Raw genomic sequence first — 21,859 nt, 5'->3', positions numbered from 1 at the left:
CGGCCCTTCGCTCTGCCGAGCCTTCTAGTCGGCGAGCTCGGACCTCACCTGCGCGATGCGGTCCAGCACCTTCGAGCGCAGGTCCGCCGGGACCGGGTCACAGCCGCAGTGCTTGTGCACCAGCGCCTTGATGGCCTTGTCGAGGTCGTACTCCTTCAGGCACGGGCTGCACTCGTCGAGGTGCACGCGGATCTCCGCGACGTCCCCCTCGGTCAGCTCACCGTCGAGGTAGGAGTACACCTTGTCGAGGACCTCGCGACAGTCGGTGTCGTGCGGGTTTCCACAGCTCATTTCGATCCCTCCGCCGGGACCAGTCCACGCTCGCGAGCATAGTCCTCAAGGAGGCCCCGGAGCTGCCTGCGTCCTCTGTGCAGCCTCGACATCACGGTGCCGATCGGAGTGCCCATGATGTCGGCGATCTCCTTATAGGGAAAGCCTTCGACGTCGGCCAGGTAGACGGCGATCCTGAACTCCTCGGGCAGGGCCGCGAGCGCCTGCTTGATGTCGCCGTCGGGCAGATGCTCCAGCGCCTCCACCTCGGCCGACTTCAGCCCGCTCGAGGTGTGGGACTCGGCGCGCGCGAGCTGCCAGTCCTCGATCTCCTCCGTGCCCGACTGCTTCGGCTCCCGCTGCTTCTTGCGGTAGCTGTTGATGAAGGTGTTGGTGAGGATCCGGTAGAGCCACGCCTTGAGATTCGTGCCCTGCTGGAACTGGTGGAACGACGCGAACGCCTTGGCGAAGGTCTCCTGCAGCAGGTCCTCCGCGTCCGCGGGATTTCGGGTCATCCGGAGCGCGGCGGAGTAGAGCTGCTCGAGATACGGCATGACGTCGCGCTCGAATCGCTCGCTTCGCTGCTCCAGCGTCTCCGCGCCTGTCGCGGGCACCGGACCCACCCCCCTAAGATCACCGGTGGCCGGCTGTGGCGGAACACCGTACTCAGGGGAGGATACCCGCTGGCCCATGACCAGTCGGTCAGCGGGCTGGGGTTCTACCAATGTGAGCATGCTCGTCGCAACACGCCCGCGCCCTTGTCTGTTCCCGCAAGATAGAAGGTACGAAGGACCCGGTGCGGGGAACGTCATACGTACCGGCTGGTAGCCCTTTTTCCGGAACCCAGGAGTCGCGTGTGCTGCCCATTCCGGCCGAGGAACTGAACGGCTCAGGGACGCTCGGGCCGTACTGGACCTTCTACCGCGCCGTCGCCGCCGAACAACTGAACCGATGGCTCCCCGGCGAACCCTCGGTGATCCTCGATCTCTCCGGCGGCCGCGGCAAGTGGTCCGGTCAGGCCGCCAGGCTGGGGCACCGGGTGATCGAGGTGCTCGACTTCCGGCGGACCCCCGACGGGCTGTCCCGGCTGCGCGACGCCGACCGCGTCCGCCACGTACGCGCCGACGACCTGGCCTTCCTGCCCGACGCGAGCGTCGACGCGGTGCTCGCCGAGGAACGGGTGATGTCGATCGAGCTGATGGCCGAGTCGGCGATGAGCGACGTGGCCAGGGTGCTGCGGCCCGGCGGCCGGGCGCTGGTGTGCGTCGACTCGCTGGTGCTGGGCATGGCGATCCTGGCCGAGCAGGAGCAGTGGCAGCACCTGCGGCAGACCGGCGAGGTCATGCTCGTGCCCTGGCCCGACGGCAGCATCACGCGCTGCTTCAGCAGCGGGCAGCTGCGTGAGCTGCTCATCGGGGCCGGGCTGGAGGTGGAGTGGATGCGGCCGCGCACCGTGCTGTCGCCGTCCACGGTCGACCACGTGCTGAGCTCCGACGCGCGGGCGCTCAACTACCTGGTGCGGACCGAGCTCGAAGCCCAGCCCAACGACGACGACACGGTGGGCATCCACCTGGTGGCCAGCGCCCGCCGTCCCGGCTGAGGGAGGATCGCTCCCGGCCTGGTGACCCGTCCGAGTCGCCGCGCCGCCGTTCTTCGTGTCCGGCGGCCGGCGTACGTCCTCAGCGGCGGTGTTCTTCGTGTCCGGCGGCGAGTTCACGCGCTCGGCGGCGGTGATCCTCGTGTCCGGCCGCGAGATCACGCACTCAGCGGCGGCGTTCCCGCTTGCCCTGGCACTGCACGCAGCGCGCGGCCTCCGGGCGGGCCTCCAACCGGCCCTCCGGGACCGGGCTGCCGCAGTCGACGCACCTCCCGTACACGCCTTCGTCGATGCGCTTGAGCGCTTCCATGATCGCCTGGCGTTGTGCCGTGGCCGCGGTGATCATGGCCTGGGCGCGGTCGGCGTCGGTCAGGTCCGAGCCGGCGTCCGCCGCGGAGTGCTCACGCACCGCGACGGGGTCGCCCTGGAGGACCCCGATCGAACGATCCAGTTCCGCGAGCATTTCTTCCAGCCGCTCACGAGCGGTCGTGACGTCCACGAATCCGCACCTCCGGGTGAATGAGGGCAACCCGCGGCTAGGACTCCCCGGATGTCCCGCCCGGTGCAATTAGGGGGCACTTTCTGGCGGTGACACCGAGTAAACCGGATGCATCGCTTTCCTCACCGGATGCCCACTAACCGCGCTCCTTACACCTTTAGAAAAGCGCGGTTTCCTCCTCCTCAGGGAGAGGTTTGATGAGGTCCTGGCCATTGTTCCGGACGTTGTTCACGTCCGTCGACACCGCGTACGCGGTCAGCCGCCCCGGCTGCGCCGGCACCAGCAGCGCCCCGGCCTGCTCGGTGTCGGTGAGCTTGGGGTCGAGCCACTCCGCCCAGCGCTCCCGCTCGATCATCATGGGCATCCTGTCGTGGATGCGGCCGAGCTTGTCCTCGGCGTTCGTGGTGATGACGGTGCAGGTCACCAGCCACTTGAGCGGGTCGTCGTCGTCACGCGACGGGTCCTTCCAGAACTCGTACAGGCCCGCCATGGCCAGCACCCCGCCGTCGGCGGGATGGATGAAGTACGGCTGCTTCTTCTTCTTTTCACCCTCCACGGGCATCCACTCGAAGTAGCCGTCGGCCGGCAGCAGGCACCTGCGCTTGGCGAACGCCCGCCGGAACGACGGCTTCTCGGCCAGCGTCTCGGCCCTGGCGTTGATCAGCCGCGAACCGATCGACGGGTCCTTGGCCCACGGCGGCACCAGGCCCCACTTCACGATCCTGAGCTGCCGCACCGCCCGCTCGGCCTCGTGGGGCACGCGGCTCAGCACGGCGTAGACGTTCTTGGTGGGCGCGACGTTGTAGTCGGCGTTGAGCTCCTTGTCGGGCTCGCCGTCCTGCTCGATCTGGAACTCCTCGAGCAACTCGTGCTTCTTGCGCGCCGAGGCGTATCTACCGCACATGACCCCACACTGCCATGTCCGGCTTTCGGCCGCATGCCTGCGTCGTACTCACCGCCCTGTCGGCCGGCACTCCCACCACCGGCACACGCGGCACGACCCCCACCACCACCGCCACCGGCACACGCGGCACGGCTCGGCCTCAGCACCGCCACCACGGACCCCGCAACACGGTGCTTTCCGGCCCGGCCATCACCGAAAGACACACGGCGCGGCGGCGCTGTTCATCGCGCGTCCATCCACAGGCCGCGACAGTGCGGCAGTCGTTGTCCACAGGCTGTGACCCCCGCCCCGCCACGGCCAGTACTCTTTGACCATGCCCGCTCCGCACTGGCCCGCGCCGACGGCGACCACCCCGGTCACCGCCACCGTCCCGCTGCCCGGCTCCAAGTCGGTGACCAACCGCGCGCTCCTGCTCGCCGCGCTCGCCGACGGTCCGGGAGTCGTACGCCAGGCGCTGCGCAGCCGCGACGCCGACCTGATGGTGGCGGCACTGCGGGCACTCGGCACCACCCTGGTGGCCGTGCGGGAGACCGCGGCGGGCGTCGACTGGCAGGTGACGCCCGGCCCGATCCGCGGCGGCGGCCACATCGACGTCGGCCTGGCAGGCACGGTCATGCGGTTCGTGCCCCCGGTGGCCGCCCTGGCCGACGGCCCCGTCTCCTTCGACGGCGACCCGCACGCGCGCAAGCGCCCGATGGGCCCCATCCTCGACGCCCTGCGCTCGCTCGGGGTCAGGATCGACAACGACGCGCTGCCGTTCACGATCAGCGGGCCGCTGGCGGGCGGCGAGGTCACGCTCGACGCGTCGGGCTCGTCGCAGTTCGTCTCGGGCCTGCTGCTGGCGGCCCCCCGCTTCGAGAAGGGCATCACGATCCGCCACGTGGGCCCGCCGGTGCCCTCGCTGCCGCACATCGAGATGACGGTGGAGATGCTCAGGGCGGTGGGCGTCCGGGTCGACGACGGCGAGCGCGACGTCTGGCGGGTTGAGCCCGGCCCGATCGCGGCCAGGGACATGACGGTGGAGCCCGACCTGTCCAACGCCGCGCCGTTCCTGGCAGCGGCCCTGGTGACGGGCGGCACGGTCACGATCCCCGCCTGGCCGCTGCGCACCACGCAAGCAGGCGACGCCCTGCGCGACCTGCTCACCGCCATGGGCGCCACGGTCACCCGCGCCCCGGCCGACCGCGACCCGACGGCCACGCACGCATCGACTGGCTCCGACTCGACTGATGCCTCGGTCACCGGCTCCGCCGCGAGTTCCGACCACTCCACGGGGCCGGCCACCGCCGACCTGGTGGTCACGGGCACGGGCCGGATCACCGGCATCGACACCGACCTCCACGATGTGGGAGAGCTGACACCGACGATCGCCGCCCTGGCGGCGCTGGCCTCGACCCCGAGCCGCATCCGGGGCGTGTCCCACCTGCGCGGCCACGAGACCGACCGCCTCGCCGCCCTCGCCACCGAGATCAACCGCCTCGGCGGCGACGCCGAGGAGACCGAGGACGGCCTGATCATCCGCCCCCGCCCGCTGCACGGCGGCACCTTCCACAGCTACGACGACCACCGCATGGCCACGGCGGGCGCCGTGATCGGCCTGGCGGTGCCGGAGGTCGAGGTGGAGAACATCGCGACGACCGCCAAGACCCTGCCGGAGTTCGTCCAGATGTGGACGGCGATGCTGGAAGCCCGATGACCTCCACGATCATGACGGGCCGACACCGTCGTCTCCTTGCGGCTGGTTTCGCCCGGGGCACGTCGGGCACGTCGGAGAAGGGCGGCACGTGACCGCGCGCTGCCCGCATGGCGAAGAAGAAGTGATCCACCCGCAAGACACCGCCACTCTCCCAGGCCGGGGTGGCGTCCGCAGCATCGATACCGGTTACACGTACACGCACACGTTCAGCACCGCCCGCGCGTGCCGTCCCTTCACGAGCCTCGGCCACGCACCCCGGCGCTCGGCAGGGCACGGCCACACCGGCCGGCGCCCCACCCGCACGGGCCCCGCACGTCGGAGCACCACGGGGACGCACCTCCCACCGGGGAGCTTCACGGGGACAGGCGCCCCGCAGTGGAGCACCACCAGCACGCACACCACACCACGAACCAGCACGAGCACCACCGCACAGAGCACCACCGCACAGAGCACCACCGCACAGAGCACAACCGGCACCATAGGCATCAGCACCAGCCATGCGGGCCAGCGCGTGGCCGCCCTCGGCGACCTCCGCTTGACCAGCACCGGTGAGCACCGTCTTGCCGACGCCACCGACAGCCGCCTTGCCGGCAGCGGTGGGGCGGGCCGGGTTCGCGCCGGCGGCACGGGTGAGCCACGCCGGCGCGACGGCCTCGCCCCGCCGCCCGGCCATCACCACCACACGCACACAGCACGACAAGCACAGAGGGGAAGCGAGCGCATGGGAGCGGACCGCTGAGCAAGCGGCAGTACGACGAGGACGACGTACGGGTCAGGCCGGGCAAGGGTTCCCGCCCCAGGACCCGGATTCGTCCTGCGCACGAGGACGCCGTCGAAGGGTTCGTGGTGGCCGTCGACCGGGGCCGCTACACGACGCTGGTCGAGCCGGAGCGAGCCAAGGGTTCGGCCCAGAAACGCAAGCCTCCGCAACGCCGGCTCGTGGTCGCCATGAAGGCCCGAGAGCTGGGCCGCAAGGGCATCGTCGTGGGCGACAGGGTGGCTCTGGTGGGAGACGTCTCCGGCCGTCCCGACACGCTGGCCAGGGTCGTACGCGTGGAGCCGCGCACGTCGATGCTGCGCCGCTCGGCCGACGACACGGAGGACACGGACGGCATCGAGCGGCCGGTCGTCGCCAACGCCGACCAGCTCGTCATCGTGACCGCCCTGGCCGACCCGCCACCGCGCCCCCGCATGATCGACAGGATTCTGGTGGCGGCCTTCGACGCCGAGATCGACACCCTGCTCTGCCTCACCAAGTCCGACCTCGCGCCGCCCGACGAGCTGGTGGCACTTTACGAGCCGCTGGGCGTGTCGCACGTCGTCGTCCACAAGGGCGGCGCCCTGGACGAGCTGCGCGATCATCTGGCCGGGCGCATCAGCGTCCTCGTGGGCCATTCGGGCGTCGGCAAGTCAACGCTGGTCAACGCCCTCGTCCCCGACGCCAACCGCGCCGTCTCCCAGGTCAACGCCGTCACCGGCCGCGGCCGCCACACCTCCACCTCGGCGGTGGCCCTGGAGCTGCCCGAGGGCGGCTGGATCATCGACACGCCGGGCGTGCGCAGCTTCGGGCTGGCGCACGTGTCGGTGGAGACGGTGCTGGCGGCCTTCCCCGACCTGGTCGAGGGCACGGTCACCTGCCCGAAGGGCTGCACCCACCTGGACGAGGGCTGCGCGCTGGACGCCTGGGTCGCGGCCGGCAACGCCGACCCCGCCCGCCTGGAGTCCCTCCGCCGCCTCCTGTCCAGCCGCGAGGGCACCCCGGACGACCCGTCCGCCCCTCGCCGCGAGCCCGTCCCGAACGACGCCCCCTGACCCGCCCCACGACCCGAGCCCTTTCCTGCGCGCGTCACGGACATGCCCAGGCGGGTGGCAACGCGCGCGGACGAGGAGACCCGCAGGCACGAACGCGCGACCGTAGCGACAGCGAAGCGCACCAGGGCGCAACCGCGACCGCTCGCAGGCGGGCGCGGCGCGAGCGGACCGGCGCGGCACGCGTAGGGGAAGCCACCCCCCGTACCAGGGCGATCACTGCCAGGCCAGCTCCCACCACCCCACCGGCCGCAGGGCAGGCAGCACGGCGAGCGCGTCCGCCCTGGTCGCCGCGTGGCTCCTGATCTCCACCAGCGCATCACCATGCACGGAGTACAACACCACATCCACCTCCCGCTCACCGGCCCAGACGCCCGGCGCCACCTCACGACACGCGGCCTCCGGATACCCCTCCTCGCACCTCCGCCGAGGAGTCACCTCACCCCTGGCCCGCACGCCGACGGTAAGCCTCACCCCGTCCGACCGCCGCTCGTACTCAAGGGAGAGCTCACGCTCCGTGGCCCGCACGTGGGTGAGGCGATGTCCGGGCAGCTCCGGCGCGACGACAGGCACTCCGTGGTGAGCCGCCACCTGCGTGCTGATCAGCACGATGACGACCCCCACGACCAACCGGGCGGCGACCACCCCGACGGCCAGCACGCCGATGGTGACCAGCCGCGCCGTCCGGCGCATCGGCGTCACCGCAGCGGCGGCGAGCGCGAAGCCGAGCGCGCCGAGCCCCATGAACGTCAGGCGCCCGCCCCACTCACCCAGGCTCGTGGTGACACCAGGCAGGAACCACATCACAGCGATGCACACAACGACCGCGACCGGCCCCAGAAGGGACATCAGCCACCACCGCGGCAGCTTCGCCCAGAAGGACAGCAACATGCTCGCAGGAACGGGCCCGACCAGCATGATCAGAAAGGCGAGCTGTTCGTCATGCTCGAACGCCCGCGTGGCGAGAGCGTCCTCCGCGATCCCGATCACGGCCCCTATCAGGGCCGCCCGAATCAGGGCGTTCATACCGGATCCAGGGCTCAGCGGGGCCGGTTCGGGCGGAGGGTCCAGGTGACGGTCAGGGCCGACACCACGGTGCCGTCCGCGTCGGTGATCTCCACCGCCACGTCGAACACCGGCCGCTCCCCCGCGTCCAGCCTGGCCACGACCTCCTCGCGCGAGGCGAGCAGCCGGGCCTCGGCCCGCACCTCGCCCAAGGCCACCTTCCGGTACTCGATGGTGGCGGTGGTGGGCAGCGGCACCGCCCGGCCGAGCTGGTCGCCGAGCGACGAGAGCACGGCGGCCCCCGACGCGGACTCCGCGAGCGTGAAGAGCACCCCGGCGTGTGGCCCCGACACGTGGTTGCGCTGTTCCGGACGGTCCGGTACGCGGCACACCGCCCGCCCGTCCTCGACCGTGTCGAACACGATCCCCAGAGTCCGGGCAAACGGAACTGTATCCAGCAGGAGGCCACCGACATCTACTGACATACCCACCATGCTACTGGCGAGTAACTGGAACGCGAGTTACCAGAAAAGGGGCTTTAGCGACTGATGCTCTGTATACCCGACACGGTAGCGTGGGCGATCGTGCAGGGTTATACCGATGATCTTCGCCTCGCGCATGTCATGGCGGACGCCGCCGATGACCTGACCATGCGACGGTTCAAGGCGGTCGACCTCAAGGTCGAGACCAAGCCCGATCTGACGCCGGTCAGCGACGCCGACCGCGCCGTGGAGGAGGCCATCCGGGGCACGCTGCGCCGTGCCAGACCGCGTGACGCGGTGGTGGGCGAGGAGTTCGGCAAGACCGGGTGGGGCGCCCGGTCGTGGATCATCGATCCCATCGACGGCACCAAGAACTACGTGCGCGGTGTGCCGGTCTGGGCCACGCTCATCGCACTCATGGAGTACGGCAAGGTCGTCGTCGGCCTGGTGTCGGCCCCGGCCCTCGGCCGGCGCTGGTGGGCGGCGACCGAAGGCGGCGCGTGGACGGGCAAGAGCCTGACCAAGGCGTCCCGCATGCGGGTGTCCTCCGTGTCCGCCCTTGAGGACGCCTCGTTCTCGTACTCGAGCTTCGGCGGCTGGGAGAAGCGGGGCAAGCTCGACAACTTCCTCGACCTCAGCCGCGCCTGCTGGCGCACCCGGGCGTACGGCGACTTCTGGTCGCACATGATGGTCGCCGAAGGCTCGGTGGACCTGTCGGCCGAGCCGGAGCTGTCCCCGTGGGACATGGCCGCGCTCACCGTGATCGTCGAGGAGGCCGGCGGCGTCTGGACCGACACCGCCGGCGTGAAGGGCCTTGAGGGCGGCAGCCTGGTGTGCAGCAACGGTGTCCTGCACAACGAGGTCATCGACCGCCTCAACGGCACCACGATCAGAAGCTAGCCGCGGGGCCGCAGCAGCCCCGCCCGCGCCCGGATGCCCTCGGTCGCGGCGTTCAGCTCGCGTTCATCTTTGATCGTCACGTTTCCCTCGTACGTGACCCCGCTCGGCGGATCGTCGTGCCCGAGCGGGTCGGCGTCCCAGAAGTTGCCCCGGAAGACGACGTTCTCCAGCGGCGGCCCCACGTGCAGGACGGACGTGTTGTCGGCGCGCAGGACGACGTTCTCCTCGACGGTCACCCCGCTGGCGCCGTAGTCGAGGTAGAGCCCGAAGTTGTACGGCGTGCGCGTGTCCTCGATCACGTTCCCCCGCACCTCGGCCCCCTCCCCCTGGGGCCCGCTCATGTACACCCCGCCCCCGTCGGCCAGCACCTGCATGGTGTCCACGGTCAGGTTGCGCAGGATCCTGGTGCCCTCGCCCGCGCCGGCGACGATGCCGCAGTGCGGCACCTCGCCGACCTCGTTGTTCGCGACGACGCATCCGTGCGTGCCGGTCACCGCGATCCCCGGCGACCCGCTGAACTCCAGCCCGGTGCGCCGCACCCGGTTGTCCTCAAGGAGGGTCCCCCGGCTGCCGGACACCACGATGCCGCCGGCGGACAGCGTGTCGAAGTCGCAGCCGCGTACCGTCAGCCCTTCACCCCCGGAGACGCCCAGCCCGGAGGCCCCGAGCCGGGTGAACCGGCAGCCCTCGATCCGCGCTCCCACCGTCTCCTCGAACCGCACGCAGGCCGGGATCGTGACGGAATCCGTGGGATACGTCACGGACGCCCCCTCGCCCAGAACGGCCGTCTCGACTCCCCCACCCTCGTAGTAACCGCTCCCGTGGTAGTGCACGAACCCCTCCGGACGGCCGGGCCGCAGCCACGTGGCGTCGGCGAACACCAGCCCCCTGAACGCCACGTCCCGCGCCCCCGCGACCCGCACCAGCGTCTCCAGGACCGGCGCGACCACGGTCGTCCGCGCGGGATCCTCACCGGGGAGCGGCAGGTACAGCAGCACGTGCTCCCCCGGCCGCGACCGGTCGAGCACGAACGTGCCCGGCTCACGCAGGAAACCCGGCTCGTTCTCGATCGCCGTCGGCAGGCCGGGACCGCGGGAGGTGCTGCCCTCCCAGGTGGAGTTGTACAGCTCCGTGGCCCAGCCGAACCCGGGCTGCGCCATGGTGATCACGGTCCTGTCGCCGTCGGCGGTGGCCGCGGCCATCGCGAGCCGCGCCTCCGTCCACGGGTAGACGCCCCGGTGGACGAACTCGGCGCTCCGCCAGCCCAGCGGCTCGGCGCTGTCCGTGACGTATCCCGTCCCGGTCGCCTCCGCGGCTCCCGGCAGGCCGGGGATGGCGGCGCGGGCGGCCCGGCGGCCGTCCACGTAGAGCTGGCGGACCTCCAGGTCGCCGACCTCGGCCCGCCACACCCCGTCGCGCTCCCGCCACCCCGTGATCGGCCGGCCGCCGCTGACCACCGCCTCCTCCCGCTCGGCGCTCCCGTGGCCGTACGCCTCGTAGACCGTCCCGGAGTCGGCCTCCGTGAGCTCGAACGGCCGGGTCAGCAGGTGCGTGCCGCCCCTCAGCCGCACGACGACCTCGCCGGGGACCTCGCGGGCCGCGGAACGGGCCCGCTCCAGGGTCCTGAACGGGTGCTCGAAGGAGCCCTGCCCCGAGTCGTCCCCCGCCGGAGACACGTAGAACATCTCAGCCACCTCCACTATGTGTATGCCGTACACGAAGTAATACACCATAAACTAGAGGCATGCCAGATCCGGTGGAGCTGCTGTGGCGGCAGGAGGAGCCCGAGCCGCGCCCGGGCCTGAGCGTGGGCAGGATCGTGCGCGCCGCGATCGAGCTGGCCGACGCCGAGGGCCTGGAGGGCCTGTCCATGCGCAAGGTCGCCGACCGGCTGGGCTTCACGACCATGTCGCTCTACCGCCACGTGCCCGGCCGCGACCAGCTCGTCGATCTCATGAGCGACGAGGTCATGAGCGAGCACCCGAAGGCCCCGCCCCAGCAGGAAGGCTGGCGCGTCCGGCTGGAGGCGATCGCCAGGCAGGCCTGGGAGATCCGCAAGCGGCACCCCTGGCTGGCCGAGGTGCGCGGCACCCGCCACCTCCCGGGCCCGCACGCCGTCGCGCACTACGACGACATGCTGGCCACACTCACCGGCACCGCGCTCAGGCCGTCCGAGGTGATCGCGGCCATCGGCCTGCTCGGCCGCTTCGTGGACGCCGAGGCCCTGGTCCTGGTCGAGACGCGGCGCGAGGAGCGCCGCAGCGGCGTGTCCGAGCAGGAGTGGTGGGGCTCGCGCGACTCCCTGTACGAACGCCTCGACCGCTATCCGGCGATCACCCACCTGTGGGAGTCGGGCGGCTGGGACCACCCGGAGGACTCCTTCGAGTTCGGCCTGCGCCGCCTCCTGGACGGCATCGAAGCCCTCATCAAAGAGCGTGATGAAAGCCGTGATGAAGCCTGCCGTGAATGCGGCAAGGCACTCGCTCCGGCCGCCTCCGGCCGTCCCCGCGTCTACTGCTCACGCGCCTGCCAGCAGCGCGCCTACCGCAAGCGCAGCACCCGGCAGTCGCCACACCGCGGCCGCGGAGACCGTTAGAGGGCCAGCACCCGCCGCACCGTGCTCATCAAGCTCTCGCGGTAGCTCTCCCCGTACAACACCACGTGCACGAGCAGCGGATGCAGCTGGTGCAGCGGCACCCGCTCCCGCCACCCCCGCGCGAGCGGCCACTCCTCCCGGTACGCCCCCAGCACCCGATCCAGGTACGGCAGCCCGAACAACTCCAGCATGGCCAGGTCCGTCTCCCGATGCCCGCCATGGGCGGCCGGATCGATGAGCACCCCGTCCCCGCCCGACCAGAGCACGTTCCCGCTCCACAGGTCCCCGTGGATCCGCGCGGGCGGCTCCGCGGGCCCCGCGACGTCGGCGAAGCGCCCCACCGCCCGCTCCACCAGCGCGACGTCGGCAGCGGGCAGCCGCGCGAGCCGCAGGAACGGCAGCACCCGCCGTTCACCGTAGAAGGCCGGCCAGCCGGCACAGGGCGCGTTGTCCATCGGCAGCTCGGCGATGAACCCGGCCCACGGGGCGCCGAAGCCGGGCGCCCCGGCCCGGTGCATCCTCGCCAGCGAACGCCCGAACCGTTCGGCGGCGGCCGCGTCGGGCCGCTCCTGGCGCACCCAGGACAGCACGAGCCGGTCGGGCCCCACCTCGATCACCTCGGGCACCGCGGCGGCCTCGCCCAGCCAGCGCAGCCCGGCCGCCTCCGAGGCGAACAGCTCGGAGGCGGCCCCGCTCTTGGCGAACACCTCGCGCCCGTCGTCCAGCACGCCCCGTCGCAGCCGCCATCCGTGCGACGAGCCGAGGTCCTCAGTGAATCTCATCGAGCGAGTCGGCGATGTGCTTGGCGATCCCCTCGGAGGCGGCCTCGACCAGGCCCAGCACCTCCTCGAACCCCTCATGGCCCCCGTAGTACGGATCCGGCACCTCAGCCTCCTCCGGCGCCGCCGGGTCGAAGGAGCGGAACAGCCGCACCTCCACCCCGGCGGGGGCCAGCCGGCGCAGGTTGGACAGGTTGTCCCGGTCCATGGCGAGCACGAGGTCGTAGCGGTCGAACCAGTCCTTGGTGAACTGCCGCGCCCGGTGGGCGGAGCCGTCGTAGCCGTGCTCGGTGAGGATCGCCAGCGCCCGCTCGTCCATGGGATCCCCGACGTGCCAGCCGCCCGTCCCGGCGCTCTCGACGATGACACTGTCGCCCAGGCCGCGGTCGGCGAGCGTCTGACGGAGGACGACCTCGGCCATCGGCGAGCGGCAGATGTTCCCCATGCACACCAGGCATACGCGATAAGTCATAACACCCATCATGAGGGTGACCTGGCACGTTCACCGAACGTTCACCCTCGATAGGGGGTCTGAGTCACCTTCGCTGCATAACTTTCATGGCGACTAAGGACCAAGTGGGAGGAACCCAACCGTGAAGTATGCAGGCCGGCTCGCCGCCGTCGCCGTCGTCGGCGCGCTCTCGCTCGCTGCGTGCGGCACAGACAACAACGCCGGCGCCGGGAGCACCAGCTCCGCCAGCGCCAGCGCACCCGCCGCGGGCAACGACAACGGTGGCCTGAGTGGCACGATCAACGCCGCTGGCTCCTCGGCCCAGGCCAACGCGATCACCGAGTGGACGAAGAACTTCACGGCCACGAACCCTGGTGTCACTCTGAACTACCAGCCCAGCGGCTCGGGCGCGGGTGTGCAGGCGTTCATCCAGGGCACGGTGGCCTTCGCCGGCTCCGACTCGGCCCTGAAGGAGGACGAGCCCGCCCAGGCCAACGCCCGGTGCAAGACCGGCAACGCCATCAACATCCCGATGGTGACCGGCCCGGTCGCGGTCGTCTACAACCTGCCCGGCGTCGAGGGCCTGCAGCTCTCCCCCAAGACGCTCGCTGGGATCTTCAACAGCAAGATCACCAAGTGGGACGACGCCGCCATCAAGGCCGACAACCCCAGCGCCACGCTGCCCTCCACCCCGATCCAGGCGTTCCACCGCTCGGACGAGTCGGGCACCAGCGACAACTTCACGAAGTTCCTCAAGGCCACCGCTGAGACCGACTGGCCGCACGAGCCCGCCAAGGCCTGGCCGGCCGAGGCCAAGGGCCAGGGCTCCAAGGGCTCCGACGGCATCGCCTCCTCCGTCAAGGACACCGAGGGCGCCATCAGCTACGTCGAGCTCTCCTACGCCGAGAACTCCTCGCTGCAGAAGGCCAAGGTCGCCAACGGCGCCGGCGAGTTCGTCGAGCTGACCCCCGAGAACGCGGCCAAGACGGTCGAGACGGCCGAGATCAAGGGCACCGGCAACGACCTGGCCCTGTCGATCGACTACGCCACCAAGACCGCCGGCGCCTACCCCATCGTCCTGGTGACCTACGAGATCACCTGCGAGAAGGGCCTGCCGGCCGAGGAGGCCAAGGTCGTCAAGGAGTTCCTCAAGTACACCTCCAGCGACGAGGGCCAGGCGGCGCTCAAGGAGCTGGGCTACGCCCCGCTCTCGGGCACTCTGCTCACCAAGGTCCGGACCGCGGTCGAGGCGATCTCCTAATCCCCCATGGCGACCAACGTACGTACCCGTGACGGCGGGCCGGCCACGAGCCGGTCCGCCTCGCGGCGCAGCCGCGGTGAAGCGCCCTTCCGCTACCTGTCCACCGCGGCCGGCGTCGCCCTTCTGGCGATCATGGCTGCCATCGCCGTGTTCCTCATCAGCGAGGCCATCCCCGCCCTGCGGGCGAACGAGGCGAACTTCTTCACCGAGCTGACCTGGGAGCCCAACAGCAGCCGCGAGTTCGGCATCGCGGCACTGGCGTTCGGCACCGTGCTCAGCTCCCTGCTCGCACTCGTGATCGCGACCCCGATCGCGGTCGGCGTGGCGCTGTTCATCTCGCACTACGCGCCGCGCAGGCTCGCCGCCCCGCTCGGTTACCTGATCGACCTGCTCGCCGCCGTGCCCAGCGTGGTGTACGGCCTGTGGGGCGTGGCGTTCCTGGTGCCGCTGCTCAGGACGCCCTCGCAGTGGCTGAACGAGACCCTCGGCTGGTTCCCGCTGTTCGGCGGTGAGGGCATCATCGGCGGCAAGACCATGCTCGCCGGCTCTGTCGTGCTGGCCATCATGATCCTGCCGATCATCGCCGCCATCTCCCGCGAGGTGTTCCTCCAGGCGCCGAAGATGAACGAGGAGGCGGCGCTCGCGCTCGGCGCGACCCGCTGGGAAATGATCAGGATGGCCGTGCTGCCGTTCGGCCGCCCAGGCGTCATCAGCGCCGCCATGCTCGGCCTCGGCCGCGCCATGGGCGAGACCATCGCGGTCGCGCTGATCTTCCCCGCCACCTTCGACATCACCTTCCAGATCCTCACCCCGCACGCCAACAGCATCGCGGCGAACATCGCCAACGGCTTCGGCGAGGCCAACGACATCGGCCGCGGCGCCCTGATCGCGTCCGGTCTCGTGCTGTTCATCATCACGTTGCTGGTCAACATGGCGGCGCGGTTCGTCATCAACCGCCGCAAGGAGTACGCGAGGGCCGGCGCATGACCACGATCCAACACATCTCCACCGGCCGCCGGATCAAGGACCGGGTCGTCCAGGGCCTGGTCTATCTGGCGTTCGCGCTGGCCGTGGTGCCGCTCATCTCCGTGCTCTGGCTGGTCATCTCCAACGGCATGGAGCGCTTCGACCTGGAGTTCCTCACCCACTCCATGAACGGCATCGGAGCCAGGGACGCGCACGGCGGCGCGTACCACGCCATCATCGGCACGCTCGAACAGGTCCTGCTGGCCTCGCTGATCTCGGTGCCGATCGGCCTGCTCACCGCCATCTACCTGGTCGAGTACGGCAACGGCGGCCGGTTGAGCCGCTCCATCAGCTTCTTCGTGGACGTCATGACCGGCGTCCCTTCCGTCGTTGCGGGCCTGTTCGTCTTCGCGTTCTGGATCCTGTTCCTCGGCTTCCAGTTCTCCGGCTGGGCGGGCGCGCTGGCGCTGTCCATCCTGATGATGCCGACGGTCGTGCGATCGGCGGAGGAGATGCTCAGGCTGGTGCCGACCGACCTGCGCGAGGCCTCGTACGCGCTGGGCGTGCCCAAGTGGCGCACCATCGTCAAGGTCGTGCTGCCGACCGCGTTCACCGGCATCGTCACCGGCGTGATGCTGGCCGTGGCCCGCGTCGCCGGTGAGACCGCGCCGCTGCTGATGACGGTGTTCTTCACCAACTCCATCAACAACGACCCGTTCAGCGGGCCGCAGATGGGCCTTCCGCTCTTCGTCTTCGACCAGGCGGCCCGTCCGAACGACACCGCCATCGACCGAGCGTGGACCGGAGCCCTCACGCTCATCCTGATCGTCATGCTGCTCAACCTGGTGGCGCGCCTGATCGCCTGGTGGCGCTCGCCTGCCAAGGGCCGATAGGGGGAAACGACCACAATGTCCAAGCAGATCCAGGTCTCGGGCCTGGACGCGTACTACGGATCGCACAAGGCGATCGAGGACGTGTCCATGACCATCGAGCCCCGCTCGATCACCGCGTTCATCGGCCCGTCGGGGTGCGGCAAGTCGACGTTCCTGCGCACGCTCAACCGCATGCACGAGGTCATCCCCGGCGCGCGGGTGGAGGGCAAGGTGCTGCTCGACGGCGAGGACCTGTACGCCCCCACGATCGAGCCCGTCTCGGTCCGCCGCCTGATCGGCATGGTGTTCCAGCGCCCCAACCCGTTCCCCACGATGTCCATCTACGAGAACGTGGCCGCCGGCCTGCGCCTCAACCGGGGCCGCATCTCCAAGTCCCAGATGGACGGCATCGTCGAGGAGTCCCTCAAGGGCGCCAACCTCTGGAACGAGGTCAAGGACCGCCTCAACAAGCCCGGCGCCGGCCTGTCCGGCGGTCAGCAGCAGCGCCTCTGCATCGCCCGCGCCATCGCGGTGCAGCCCGAGGTCCTGCTGATGGACGAGCCGTGCTCGGCCCTCGACCCGATCTCGACGCTGGCCATCGAGGACCTGATGGCCAAGCTGAAGGACCAGTACACCATCGTCATCGTCACCCACAACATGCAGCAGGCCGCCCGGGTCAGCGACAGGACGGCGTTCTTCAACCTCGCCGCGCAGGGCCAGCCCGGCAAGGTCATCGAGATGGACGAGACGTCCCGCATGTTCACCAACCCGACGCAGAAGGCGACCGAGGACTACATCACGGGGCGCTTCGGCTGATGACCCGACAGCAGGCGGCATCCACGATGAACGGGGACACGAGGACCAAGCCCGTACTGCTCATCGCCGATCCCGACGACTCCGTCGTGGACGACGTGGCCACGGCCCTCGAACACGAGGGCGTGGCCGTGACCGGCGCCCCGGACGGCGCGCAGGGGCTGCTGCAGGCGGGCGCCCTCCAGCCGGACGTGGTGCTCGTCTCGGCCACGCTGCCGGTCATCGACGCGGTCGAGTTCGTCCGCGCCGTACGGCGGGCCCGGGCCGTGCCCGTGCTGCTCGGTGTCGGCGAGGGGCACGCCGAGCAGGCGGTGCGCGCGCTCGCGGCCGGCGCCGCCGCCTGCGTGGCCAGGCCCTACAGGGTGCCGGAGCTGCTGCCGTTCATCCAGGCGGCCTCGCCCGAGTCCCGCAAGGTGCTGGCCGTGGGCGGGGTCGAGCTGGACGTTCAGGCCTATCAGGTGCGCGTCGCCGGGCGGGCCGTGCACCTGCCGTTGCGCGAGTTCGAGCTGCTGCAGTACCTCATGCGCAACGCCGACCGCACGGTCACCCGCGAGCAGATCATGCGCCACGTCTGGCACGCCGCCGCGAACACCTCGACGAACACGATCGCGGTGCACGTCAAGCGGCTGCGGGCGCGCCTGGGCGACGAGGACGACCAGCTCATCCAGACCGTACGCGGGGTGGGCTACCGGCTGGTCACCCCTGGCATCGCCGGAAGTCACGCATGATCCGCTCGGCCACGCCTTCGACCGTCGCGATGCCGTACCCCACCTCAGGGCTGCCCTCGGTGAGTACGGCAACGGCGTAGTCGCGCCCGCCGTCCCTGATCAGGCCCACGCTGATCGTGGCCCAGAGCTTGTTCGAGACGCGCTTGAGCCAGCCGTTCTTCAGCGCCACCCGTTCGCCCCGGCACGCGGCGGCGCTGATGCCCCAGTCCTGGCCGTCGACGACCGCGCCCATGAGCCTGAGCACCTGCTTGCGATCCCCGGCCTTGAGCGGGCTCTTCTCCGACACCAGCGCCGCCATGAGCCGCACCTGGTCGTCCACGGACGTCTTCGTGATCCCCCAGCAGTACAGGTCGACGCAGCTCCCCGGCACTCCCTGGGTGTGCTTCAGCCCGAACTTCCGCCCCGCCGCGCCGAACCCCGCCGCGCCCCCGATCCGCAGCCACAGCCGGTCGGCGGCGTGGTTGTCGCTGTAGCGGATCATCTTCTCCGCATCGCGCCTGACCGCCGCGGGAAGCTTCTTCCACGGGGTACGCAGGAGCAGCGCCATGAGGATCTGCACCTTGGCCGTGCTGGCCGTGATCAGCCGCTCGCCCGCGTGATACCGGTAGACCCGCCCGGTCCCCAGCTCCTTCACCATCGCCGTCACCGGCCCCGGCCTGCCCGCCAGGAAACGGTCGAGCCGCTTGGAGATCCGCGCCGCCGGCACCTTCGCCCTGCGGATCACGGGCTGGACGCCGGGCTCCTCGGCGCGCGGGGAGCGGGCGGACGGAGCCCGCACGGCCGTCCTGAAGGGCACGAGCTCCGGAGCTCGCCCGACCACGGGCGACGGCACGTCAACGGCACTGACCTCGGCCGGCATCTGCTCGTTCGCCAGGAGCAACGGGACGAGCAGAGCGAGCACGAGGAACAGCCGTGGCATCGCTTTCGCGGCGGCCGCGATCACGCGATCATTATCACGAAGACCTCAGCCGCCCCGCTAGTGTGACGCCCGCCTCAGCGCGGCGTCGTCAACCGGGTGGGTCGGCTCCGGGAAACTCCCCGTAGGCGCTGTCGAAGTACTTGGCGAGTTGCACGTCGCGATCGGAGATCCGGTGACCGATGTCCCATGTGGTCAGGGAGACCCGTACATGACGCCAGACGTTCTCCCAGCGCGGATGGTGATTGGCGATGTCGCAGCCCGGCGCCACCTCGCTCATGAACGCGATCGCGTCCCTGAAGGTCCTGAAGCGGTACTCCCGGTAGAGCTCGATCCGGGTGGCCGACTCGTCCTGCGGAAGCGGGCTCTCGACCACCTGCCAATGCCGCAGCACCGCCTTCAACGCCACGGCCAGCTTCTCCTCGGACAGGGGATCCGGCACATCGGGAGGCGGCTGCGGATACCAGTTGTCCACACTGGGCAGCCCCGCGAGCTTCGCCCTCGCCTCGACCTGCGTCACGACCAGCTTCAGGTCGTGCTCGAAGAACTCGTCGCGCAGCGGCACCGCCTGCCGCTCGCACAGACTCCGCAGCGACTCCGGCAGCCGTTCGGGCGGAGGCATCCTGGCGCCGCTCACCAGCAGGGGGATCACCTGCTTGTCGGCGGCCAGAGCGCCTTCCAGCTCACGGCGCACCCAGTCGCCCTCCTGGTCGATCAGCCGCTCGCCCCACTCGTTGGCGGCCCTGATCCACTGAGGGCCCATGACCACGAGGACCACCTTCGCCCGTGCGAGGGCGTTCTCCAGGCTCCTGGGCCAGCTGGCTCCGGGAGCGATGGACGAGGTGTCCATGAAGACGGCCCTGTCGCCGTAGGCGTGCTGGAGAGCCGCGTACAAGCGGCCGGAGACCGGGCTGCTGTCGGTGCGACGGTAAGAGATGAAGATCTCGCTCACGAGGCCCCCTCGGAGGATGGCCCTCCCTGGCGGCCACCGCTCGTGGACGCGACCGTACTATGCGCGACCAACGGGGACAAGCGACGCCGCCGGCGCGACACAGAGCAATCGGCGCAACGCAGAAAGGGCCCCGACGCTCGGCGTCGGGGCCCTTTCCATAGAGATTGTCCGGCGGTGACCTACTCTCCCACACCCTCCCGAGTGCAGTACCATCGGCGCAGAGAAGCTTAACTTCCGGGTTCGGAATGTAACCGGGTGTTTCCTTCCCGCCATAACCGCCGTAACCCTGCGAAACAGCCTGTTTGCTGTCTCAGAATTGCTTAGTGGACGCGAGCAAGATGCTTTGTGGTCAAGTCCTCGGCCTATTAGTACCGGTCAGCTCCACACGTTACCGTGCTTCCACCTCCGGCCTATCAACCCGGTCGTCTACCGGGAGCCTTACCCACTCTCGTGGTGGGAGACCTCATCTCAAGGCGAGCTTCCCGCTTAGATGCTTTCAGCGGTTATCCCTTCCGAACGTAGCCAACCAGCCGTGCACCTGGCGGTACAACTGGCACACCAGAGGTTCGTCCGTCCCGGTCCTCTCGTACTAGGGACAGCCCCTTTCAAGTCTCCTGCGCGCGCAGCGGATAGGGACCGAACTGTCTCGCGACGTTCTAAACCCAGCTCGCGTACCGCTTTAATGGGCGAACAGCCCAACCCTTGGGACCTACTCCAGCCCCAGGATGCGACGAGCCGACATCGAGGTGCCAAACCATCCCGTCGATATGGACTCTTGGGGAAGATCAGCCTGTTATCCCCGGGGTACCTTTTAGCCGTTGAGCGACACCGCTTCCACACGCCGATGCCGGATCACTAGTCCCAGCTTTCGCTCCTGCTCGACCCGTCAGTCTCACAGTCAAGCTCCCTTGTGCACTTACACTCAACACCTGATTGCCAACCAGGCTGAGGGAACCTTTGGGCGCCTCCGTTACTCTTTGGGAGGCAACCGCCCCAGTTAAACTACCCACCAGACACTGTCCCCGATCCGGATCACGGACCAGAGTTAGACGTTCAAAACGACCAGAGTGGTATTTCACCAATGACTCCACCCGAACTAGCGTCCGAGCTTCCCAGTCTCCCACCTATCCTACACAAGACGCTCCAAACGCCAATGTCAAGCTGTAGTGAAGGTCCCGGGGTCTTTCCGTCCTGCTGCGCGTAACGAGCATCTTTACTCGTAGTGCAATTTCGCCGGGTCTGCGGTTGAGACAGCGGGGAAGTCGTTACGCCATTCGTGCAGGTCGGAACTTACCCGACAAGGAATTTCGCTACCTTAGGATGGTTATAGTTACCACCGCCGTTTACCGGCGCTTAAGTTCTCACCTTCGCCAACCGAAGCTGGCTAAGCGGTCCCCTTAACGTTCCGGCACCGGGCAGGCGTCAGTCCGTATACATCGTCTTACGACTTCGCACGGACCTGTGTTTTTAGTAAACAGTCGCTTCCCCCTGGCCACTGCGACCCCCACCAGCTCCGAGTGCAAGACTCATCACCAGCAGAGGTCCCCCTTCTCCCGAAGTTACGGGGGCAATTTGCCGAGTTCCTTAACCACAGTTCACCCGATCGCCTTAGTATTCTCTACCTGACCACCTGAGTCGGTTTAGGGTACGGGCCGCCACAACACTCACTAGAGGCTTTTCTCGGCAGCATAGGATCATCCACTTCACCACAATCGGCTCGGCATCACATCTCAGGCTGAAGGAACGCGGATTTGCCTACGTTCCGCCCTACATGCTTACCCCAGGACAACCATCGCCTGGGCTGGACTACCTTCCTGCGTCACCCCATCGCTTACCTACTACCCGATCGGACCGAGCGTTCACTCTGACCCCAAGCCCGAAGGCTTTAGGCGAGTTAAGGACTCTTAGCATCACGAGGTTCAGTATGGGCGCATTGAAGCGGGTACGGGAATATCAACCCGTTGTCCATCGACTACGCCTGTCGGCCTCGCCTTAGGTCCCGACTTACCCTGGGCGGATTAGCCTGGCCCAGGAACCCTTGGTCATCCGGCGCGAGGGTTTCTCACCCTCGATTCGCTACTCATGCCTGCATTCTCACTCGCACAGCCTCCACAACTAGATCACTCTGCTGCTTCACCGGCTGCACGACGCTCCCCTACCCATCAACCCCACATGGGGATCAATGCCACGACTTCGGCGGTGTACTTGAGCCCCGCTACATTGTCGGCGCAGAATCACTTGACCAGTGAGCTATTACGCACTCTTTCAAGGGTGGCTGCTTCTAAGCCAACCTCCTGGTTGTCTCTGCGACTCCACATCCTTTCCCACTTAGCACACGCTTAGGGGCCTTAGTCGGTGATCTG

General features: G+C 69.1%; 21 protein-coding genes and 2 rRNA genes (1 of these 23 cut by a window edge). 10 read left to right on the top strand and 13 right to left on the bottom strand.

The window, feature by feature from the left end; genetic code table 11:
- Nucleotides 1-24: 24 nt before the first annotated feature.
- Together rsrA and HD597_RS58510 are read right to left on the bottom strand one after the other, a co-directional pair.
- Entirely contained in the window at nucleotides 25-291 is a 267-nt protein-coding gene (gene rsrA / locus HD597_RS58515) for a mycothiol system anti-sigma-R factor (protein ID WP_253757480.1), read from the bottom strand.
- Entirely contained in the window at nucleotides 288-893 is a 606-nt protein-coding gene (locus tag HD597_RS58510; protein WP_043624264.1) for a sigma-70 family RNA polymerase sigma factor, read from the bottom strand. Before HD597_RS58510 ends, rsrA begins: the two co-directional genes overlap by 4 nt.
- Before the next feature lie 233 nt (nucleotides 894-1,126).
- On the opposite strand from HD597_RS58510, the gene HD597_RS58505 reads away from it, so the two are divergent.
- Nucleotides 1,127-1,870, top strand: coding sequence for a class I SAM-dependent methyltransferase (locus HD597_RS58505; protein ID WP_253757478.1), 744 nt, complete (start codon nucleotides 1,127-1,129; stop codon nucleotides 1,868-1,870).
- Between the two features lie 163 nt (nucleotides 1,871-2,033).
- Here the strand turns inward: HD597_RS58505 and HD597_RS58500 are convergent, their stop codons facing one another.
- Together HD597_RS58500 and HD597_RS58495 are read right to left on the bottom strand one after the other, a co-directional pair.
- Nucleotides 2,034-2,366 carry a TraR/DksA family transcriptional regulator gene (locus HD597_RS58500; RefSeq protein WP_253757476.1) on the bottom strand — a complete coding sequence of 111 codons (333 nt, stop codon included), beginning with the start codon at nucleotides 2,364-2,366 and terminating at the stop codon, nucleotides 2,034-2,036.
- Between the two features lie 157 nt (nucleotides 2,367-2,523).
- Entirely contained in the window at nucleotides 2,524-3,270 is a 747-nt protein-coding gene (locus HD597_RS58495) for an SOS response-associated peptidase (RefSeq protein WP_253757474.1), read from the bottom strand.
- A gap of 313 nt (nucleotides 3,271-3,583) precedes the next feature.
- On the opposite strand from HD597_RS58495, the gene aroA reads away from it, so the two are divergent.
- Nucleotides 3,584-4,966: a 3-phosphoshikimate 1-carboxyvinyltransferase gene (gene aroA, locus HD597_RS58490; RefSeq protein ID WP_253757472.1), complete on the top strand. Its 1,383-nt coding sequence runs from the start codon at nucleotides 3,584-3,586 to the stop codon at nucleotides 4,964-4,966.
- Between the two features lie 735 nt (nucleotides 4,967-5,701).
- Nucleotides 5,702-6,778, top strand: coding sequence for a ribosome small subunit-dependent GTPase A (gene rsgA, locus HD597_RS58485; RefSeq protein WP_253759934.1), 1,077 nt, complete (start codon nucleotides 5,702-5,704; stop codon nucleotides 6,776-6,778).
- Nucleotides 6,779-6,991: 213 nt separating this feature from the next.
- Here the strand turns inward: rsgA and HD597_RS58480 are convergent, their stop codons facing one another.
- Nucleotides 6,992-7,801 carry a hypothetical protein gene (locus tag HD597_RS58480; protein WP_253757470.1) on the bottom strand — a complete coding sequence of 270 codons (810 nt, stop codon included), beginning with the start codon at nucleotides 7,799-7,801 and terminating at the stop codon, nucleotides 6,992-6,994.
- Between the two features lie 14 nt (nucleotides 7,802-7,815).
- The gene (locus tag HD597_RS58475; protein WP_253757468.1) at nucleotides 7,816-8,274 is read right to left on the bottom strand and encodes a DUF4442 domain-containing protein; all 459 of its coding nucleotides are present in this window, start codon (nucleotides 8,272-8,274) and stop codon (nucleotides 7,816-7,818) included.
- 90 nt (nucleotides 8,275-8,364) lie between these two features.
- On the opposite strand from HD597_RS58475, the gene hisN reads away from it, so the two are divergent.
- Nucleotides 8,365-9,162 (top strand): histidinol-phosphatase, encoded by a 798-nt coding sequence (gene hisN / locus HD597_RS58470; protein WP_253757466.1) that lies wholly within the window; start codon nucleotides 8,365-8,367, stop codon nucleotides 9,160-9,162.
- Here the strand turns inward: hisN and HD597_RS58465 are convergent.
- The gene (locus HD597_RS58465) at nucleotides 9,159-10,847 is read right to left on the bottom strand and encodes a right-handed parallel beta-helix repeat-containing protein (protein WP_253757464.1); all 1,689 of its coding nucleotides are present in this window, start codon (nucleotides 10,845-10,847) and stop codon (nucleotides 9,159-9,161) included. The two genes, hisN and HD597_RS58465, sit on opposite strands and share 4 nt — an antisense overlap.
- A 59-nt stretch (nucleotides 10,848-10,906) precedes the next feature.
- Between HD597_RS58465 and HD597_RS58460 the strand changes: the two genes are divergently transcribed.
- Complete coding sequence (locus HD597_RS58460) at nucleotides 10,907-11,758, top strand: TetR/AcrR family transcriptional regulator (protein WP_253757462.1); 852 nt, start codon at nucleotides 10,907-10,909, stop codon at nucleotides 11,756-11,758.
- Here the strand turns inward: HD597_RS58460 and HD597_RS58455 are convergent.
- Together HD597_RS58455 and HD597_RS58450 are read right to left on the bottom strand one after the other, a co-directional pair.
- Nucleotides 11,755-12,540, bottom strand: a complete 786-nt coding sequence (locus HD597_RS58455; RefSeq protein ID WP_253757460.1) for a fructosamine kinase family protein — start codon at nucleotides 12,538-12,540, stop codon at nucleotides 11,755-11,757. The two genes, HD597_RS58460 and HD597_RS58455, sit on opposite strands and share 4 nt — an antisense overlap.
- Nucleotides 12,527-13,009, bottom strand: coding sequence for a low molecular weight protein-tyrosine-phosphatase (locus tag HD597_RS58450; protein ID WP_253757458.1), 483 nt, complete (start codon nucleotides 13,007-13,009; stop codon nucleotides 12,527-12,529). The genes HD597_RS58455 and HD597_RS58450 overlap by 14 nt, the downstream gene beginning before the upstream one ends.
- Nucleotides 13,010-13,130: 121 nt before the next feature.
- Here HD597_RS58450 and pstS point away from each other — a divergent pair, with 121 nt between their 5' ends.
- Genes pstS through HD597_RS58425 form a run of 5 tightly spaced genes read left to right on the top strand, consistent with a single transcriptional unit; the run spans nucleotide 13,131 to nucleotide 17,628 of the window.
- On the top strand, nucleotides 13,131-14,249 hold the full coding sequence (gene pstS / locus HD597_RS58445; protein WP_253757456.1) for a phosphate ABC transporter substrate-binding protein PstS: 1,119 nt from the start codon (nucleotides 13,131-13,133) through the stop codon (nucleotides 14,247-14,249).
- Nucleotides 14,250-14,255: 6 nt separating this feature from the next.
- Complete coding sequence (gene pstC, locus HD597_RS58440) at nucleotides 14,256-15,236, top strand: phosphate ABC transporter permease subunit PstC (RefSeq protein WP_253757454.1); 981 nt, start codon at nucleotides 14,256-14,258, stop codon at nucleotides 15,234-15,236.
- The gene (gene pstA, locus HD597_RS58435) at nucleotides 15,233-16,108 is read left to right on the top strand and encodes a phosphate ABC transporter permease PstA (RefSeq protein WP_253757452.1); all 876 of its coding nucleotides are present in this window, start codon (nucleotides 15,233-15,235) and stop codon (nucleotides 16,106-16,108) included. The genes pstC and pstA overlap by 4 nt, the downstream gene beginning before the upstream one ends.
- Nucleotides 16,109-16,123: 15 nt before the next feature.
- Nucleotides 16,124-16,903, top strand: coding sequence for a phosphate ABC transporter ATP-binding protein PstB (gene pstB, locus HD597_RS58430; RefSeq protein ID WP_253757450.1), 780 nt, complete (start codon nucleotides 16,124-16,126; stop codon nucleotides 16,901-16,903).
- Nucleotides 16,903-17,628: a winged helix-turn-helix transcriptional regulator gene (locus tag HD597_RS58425; protein ID WP_253757449.1), complete on the top strand. Its 726-nt coding sequence runs from the start codon at nucleotides 16,903-16,905 to the stop codon at nucleotides 17,626-17,628. Before pstB ends, HD597_RS58425 begins: the two co-directional genes overlap by 1 nt.
- Here the strand turns inward: HD597_RS58425 and HD597_RS58420 are convergent.
- The 4 genes from HD597_RS58420 to HD597_RS58405 all read right to left on the bottom strand — a co-directional run.
- The gene (locus HD597_RS58420; protein ID WP_253757447.1) at nucleotides 17,597-18,571 is read right to left on the bottom strand and encodes a serine hydrolase; all 975 of its coding nucleotides are present in this window, start codon (nucleotides 18,569-18,571) and stop codon (nucleotides 17,597-17,599) included. The two genes, HD597_RS58425 and HD597_RS58420, sit on opposite strands and share 32 nt — an antisense overlap.
- A gap of 64 nt (nucleotides 18,572-18,635) precedes the next feature.
- Nucleotides 18,636-19,496, bottom strand: coding sequence for a 4a-hydroxytetrahydrobiopterin dehydratase (locus HD597_RS66360; RefSeq protein ID WP_253757445.1), 861 nt, complete (start codon nucleotides 19,494-19,496; stop codon nucleotides 18,636-18,638).
- Nucleotides 19,497-19,662: 166 nt separating this feature from the next.
- Nucleotides 19,663-19,779, bottom strand: a 5S ribosomal RNA gene (gene rrf, locus HD597_RS58410).
- Between the two features lie 62 nt (nucleotides 19,780-19,841).
- Nucleotides 19,842-21,859 (bottom strand): 23S ribosomal RNA (locus HD597_RS58405); it runs 1,088 nt beyond the window's last position.

This window comes from Nonomuraea thailandensis (assembly GCF_024172165.1).
Taxonomy (GTDB): domain Bacteria; phylum Actinomycetota; class Actinomycetes; order Streptosporangiales; family Streptosporangiaceae; genus Nonomuraea; species Nonomuraea thailandensis.
Note: the sequence above shows the minus strand (reverse complement) of the source record. Positions and strands in the feature narration are given on the sequence as shown.

Coding starts and splice junctions, on each gene's coding strand:
- rsrA (WP_253757480.1), bottom strand. CDS start 291: ATGAGCTGTGGAAACCCGCACGACACCGACTGTCGCGAGGTCCTCGAC.
- HD597_RS58495 (WP_253757474.1), bottom strand. CDS start 3,270: ATGTGCGGTAGATACGCCTCGGCGCGCAAGAAGCACGAGTTGCTCGAG.
- aroA (WP_253757472.1), top strand. CDS start 3,584: ATGCCCGCTCCGCACTGGCCCGCGCCGACGGCGACCACCCCGGTCACC.
- HD597_RS58480 (WP_253757470.1), bottom strand. CDS start 7,801: ATGAACGCCCTGATTCGGGCGGCCCTGATAGGGGCCGTGATCGGGATC.
- HD597_RS58475 (WP_253757468.1), bottom strand. CDS start 8,274: ATGGTGGGTATGTCAGTAGATGTCGGTGGCCTCCTGCTGGATACAGTT.
- HD597_RS58465 (WP_253757464.1), bottom strand. CDS start 10,847: ATGTTCTACGTGTCTCCGGCGGGGGACGACTCGGGGCAGGGCTCCTTC.
- HD597_RS58460 (WP_253757462.1), top strand. CDS start 10,907: ATGCCAGATCCGGTGGAGCTGCTGTGGCGGCAGGAGGAGCCCGAGCCG.
- HD597_RS58455 (WP_253757460.1), bottom strand. CDS start 12,540: ATGAGATTCACTGAGGACCTCGGCTCGTCGCACGGATGGCGGCTGCGA.
- HD597_RS58450 (WP_253757458.1), bottom strand. CDS start 13,009: ATGACTTATCGCGTATGCCTGGTGTGCATGGGGAACATCTGCCGCTCG.
- pstC (WP_253757454.1), top strand. CDS start 14,256: ATGGCGACCAACGTACGTACCCGTGACGGCGGGCCGGCCACGAGCCGG.
- pstA (WP_253757452.1), top strand. CDS start 15,233: ATGACCACGATCCAACACATCTCCACCGGCCGCCGGATCAAGGACCGG.
- pstB (WP_253757450.1), top strand. CDS start 16,124: ATGTCCAAGCAGATCCAGGTCTCGGGCCTGGACGCGTACTACGGATCG.
- HD597_RS58425 (WP_253757449.1), top strand. CDS start 16,903: ATGACCCGACAGCAGGCGGCATCCACGATGAACGGGGACACGAGGACC.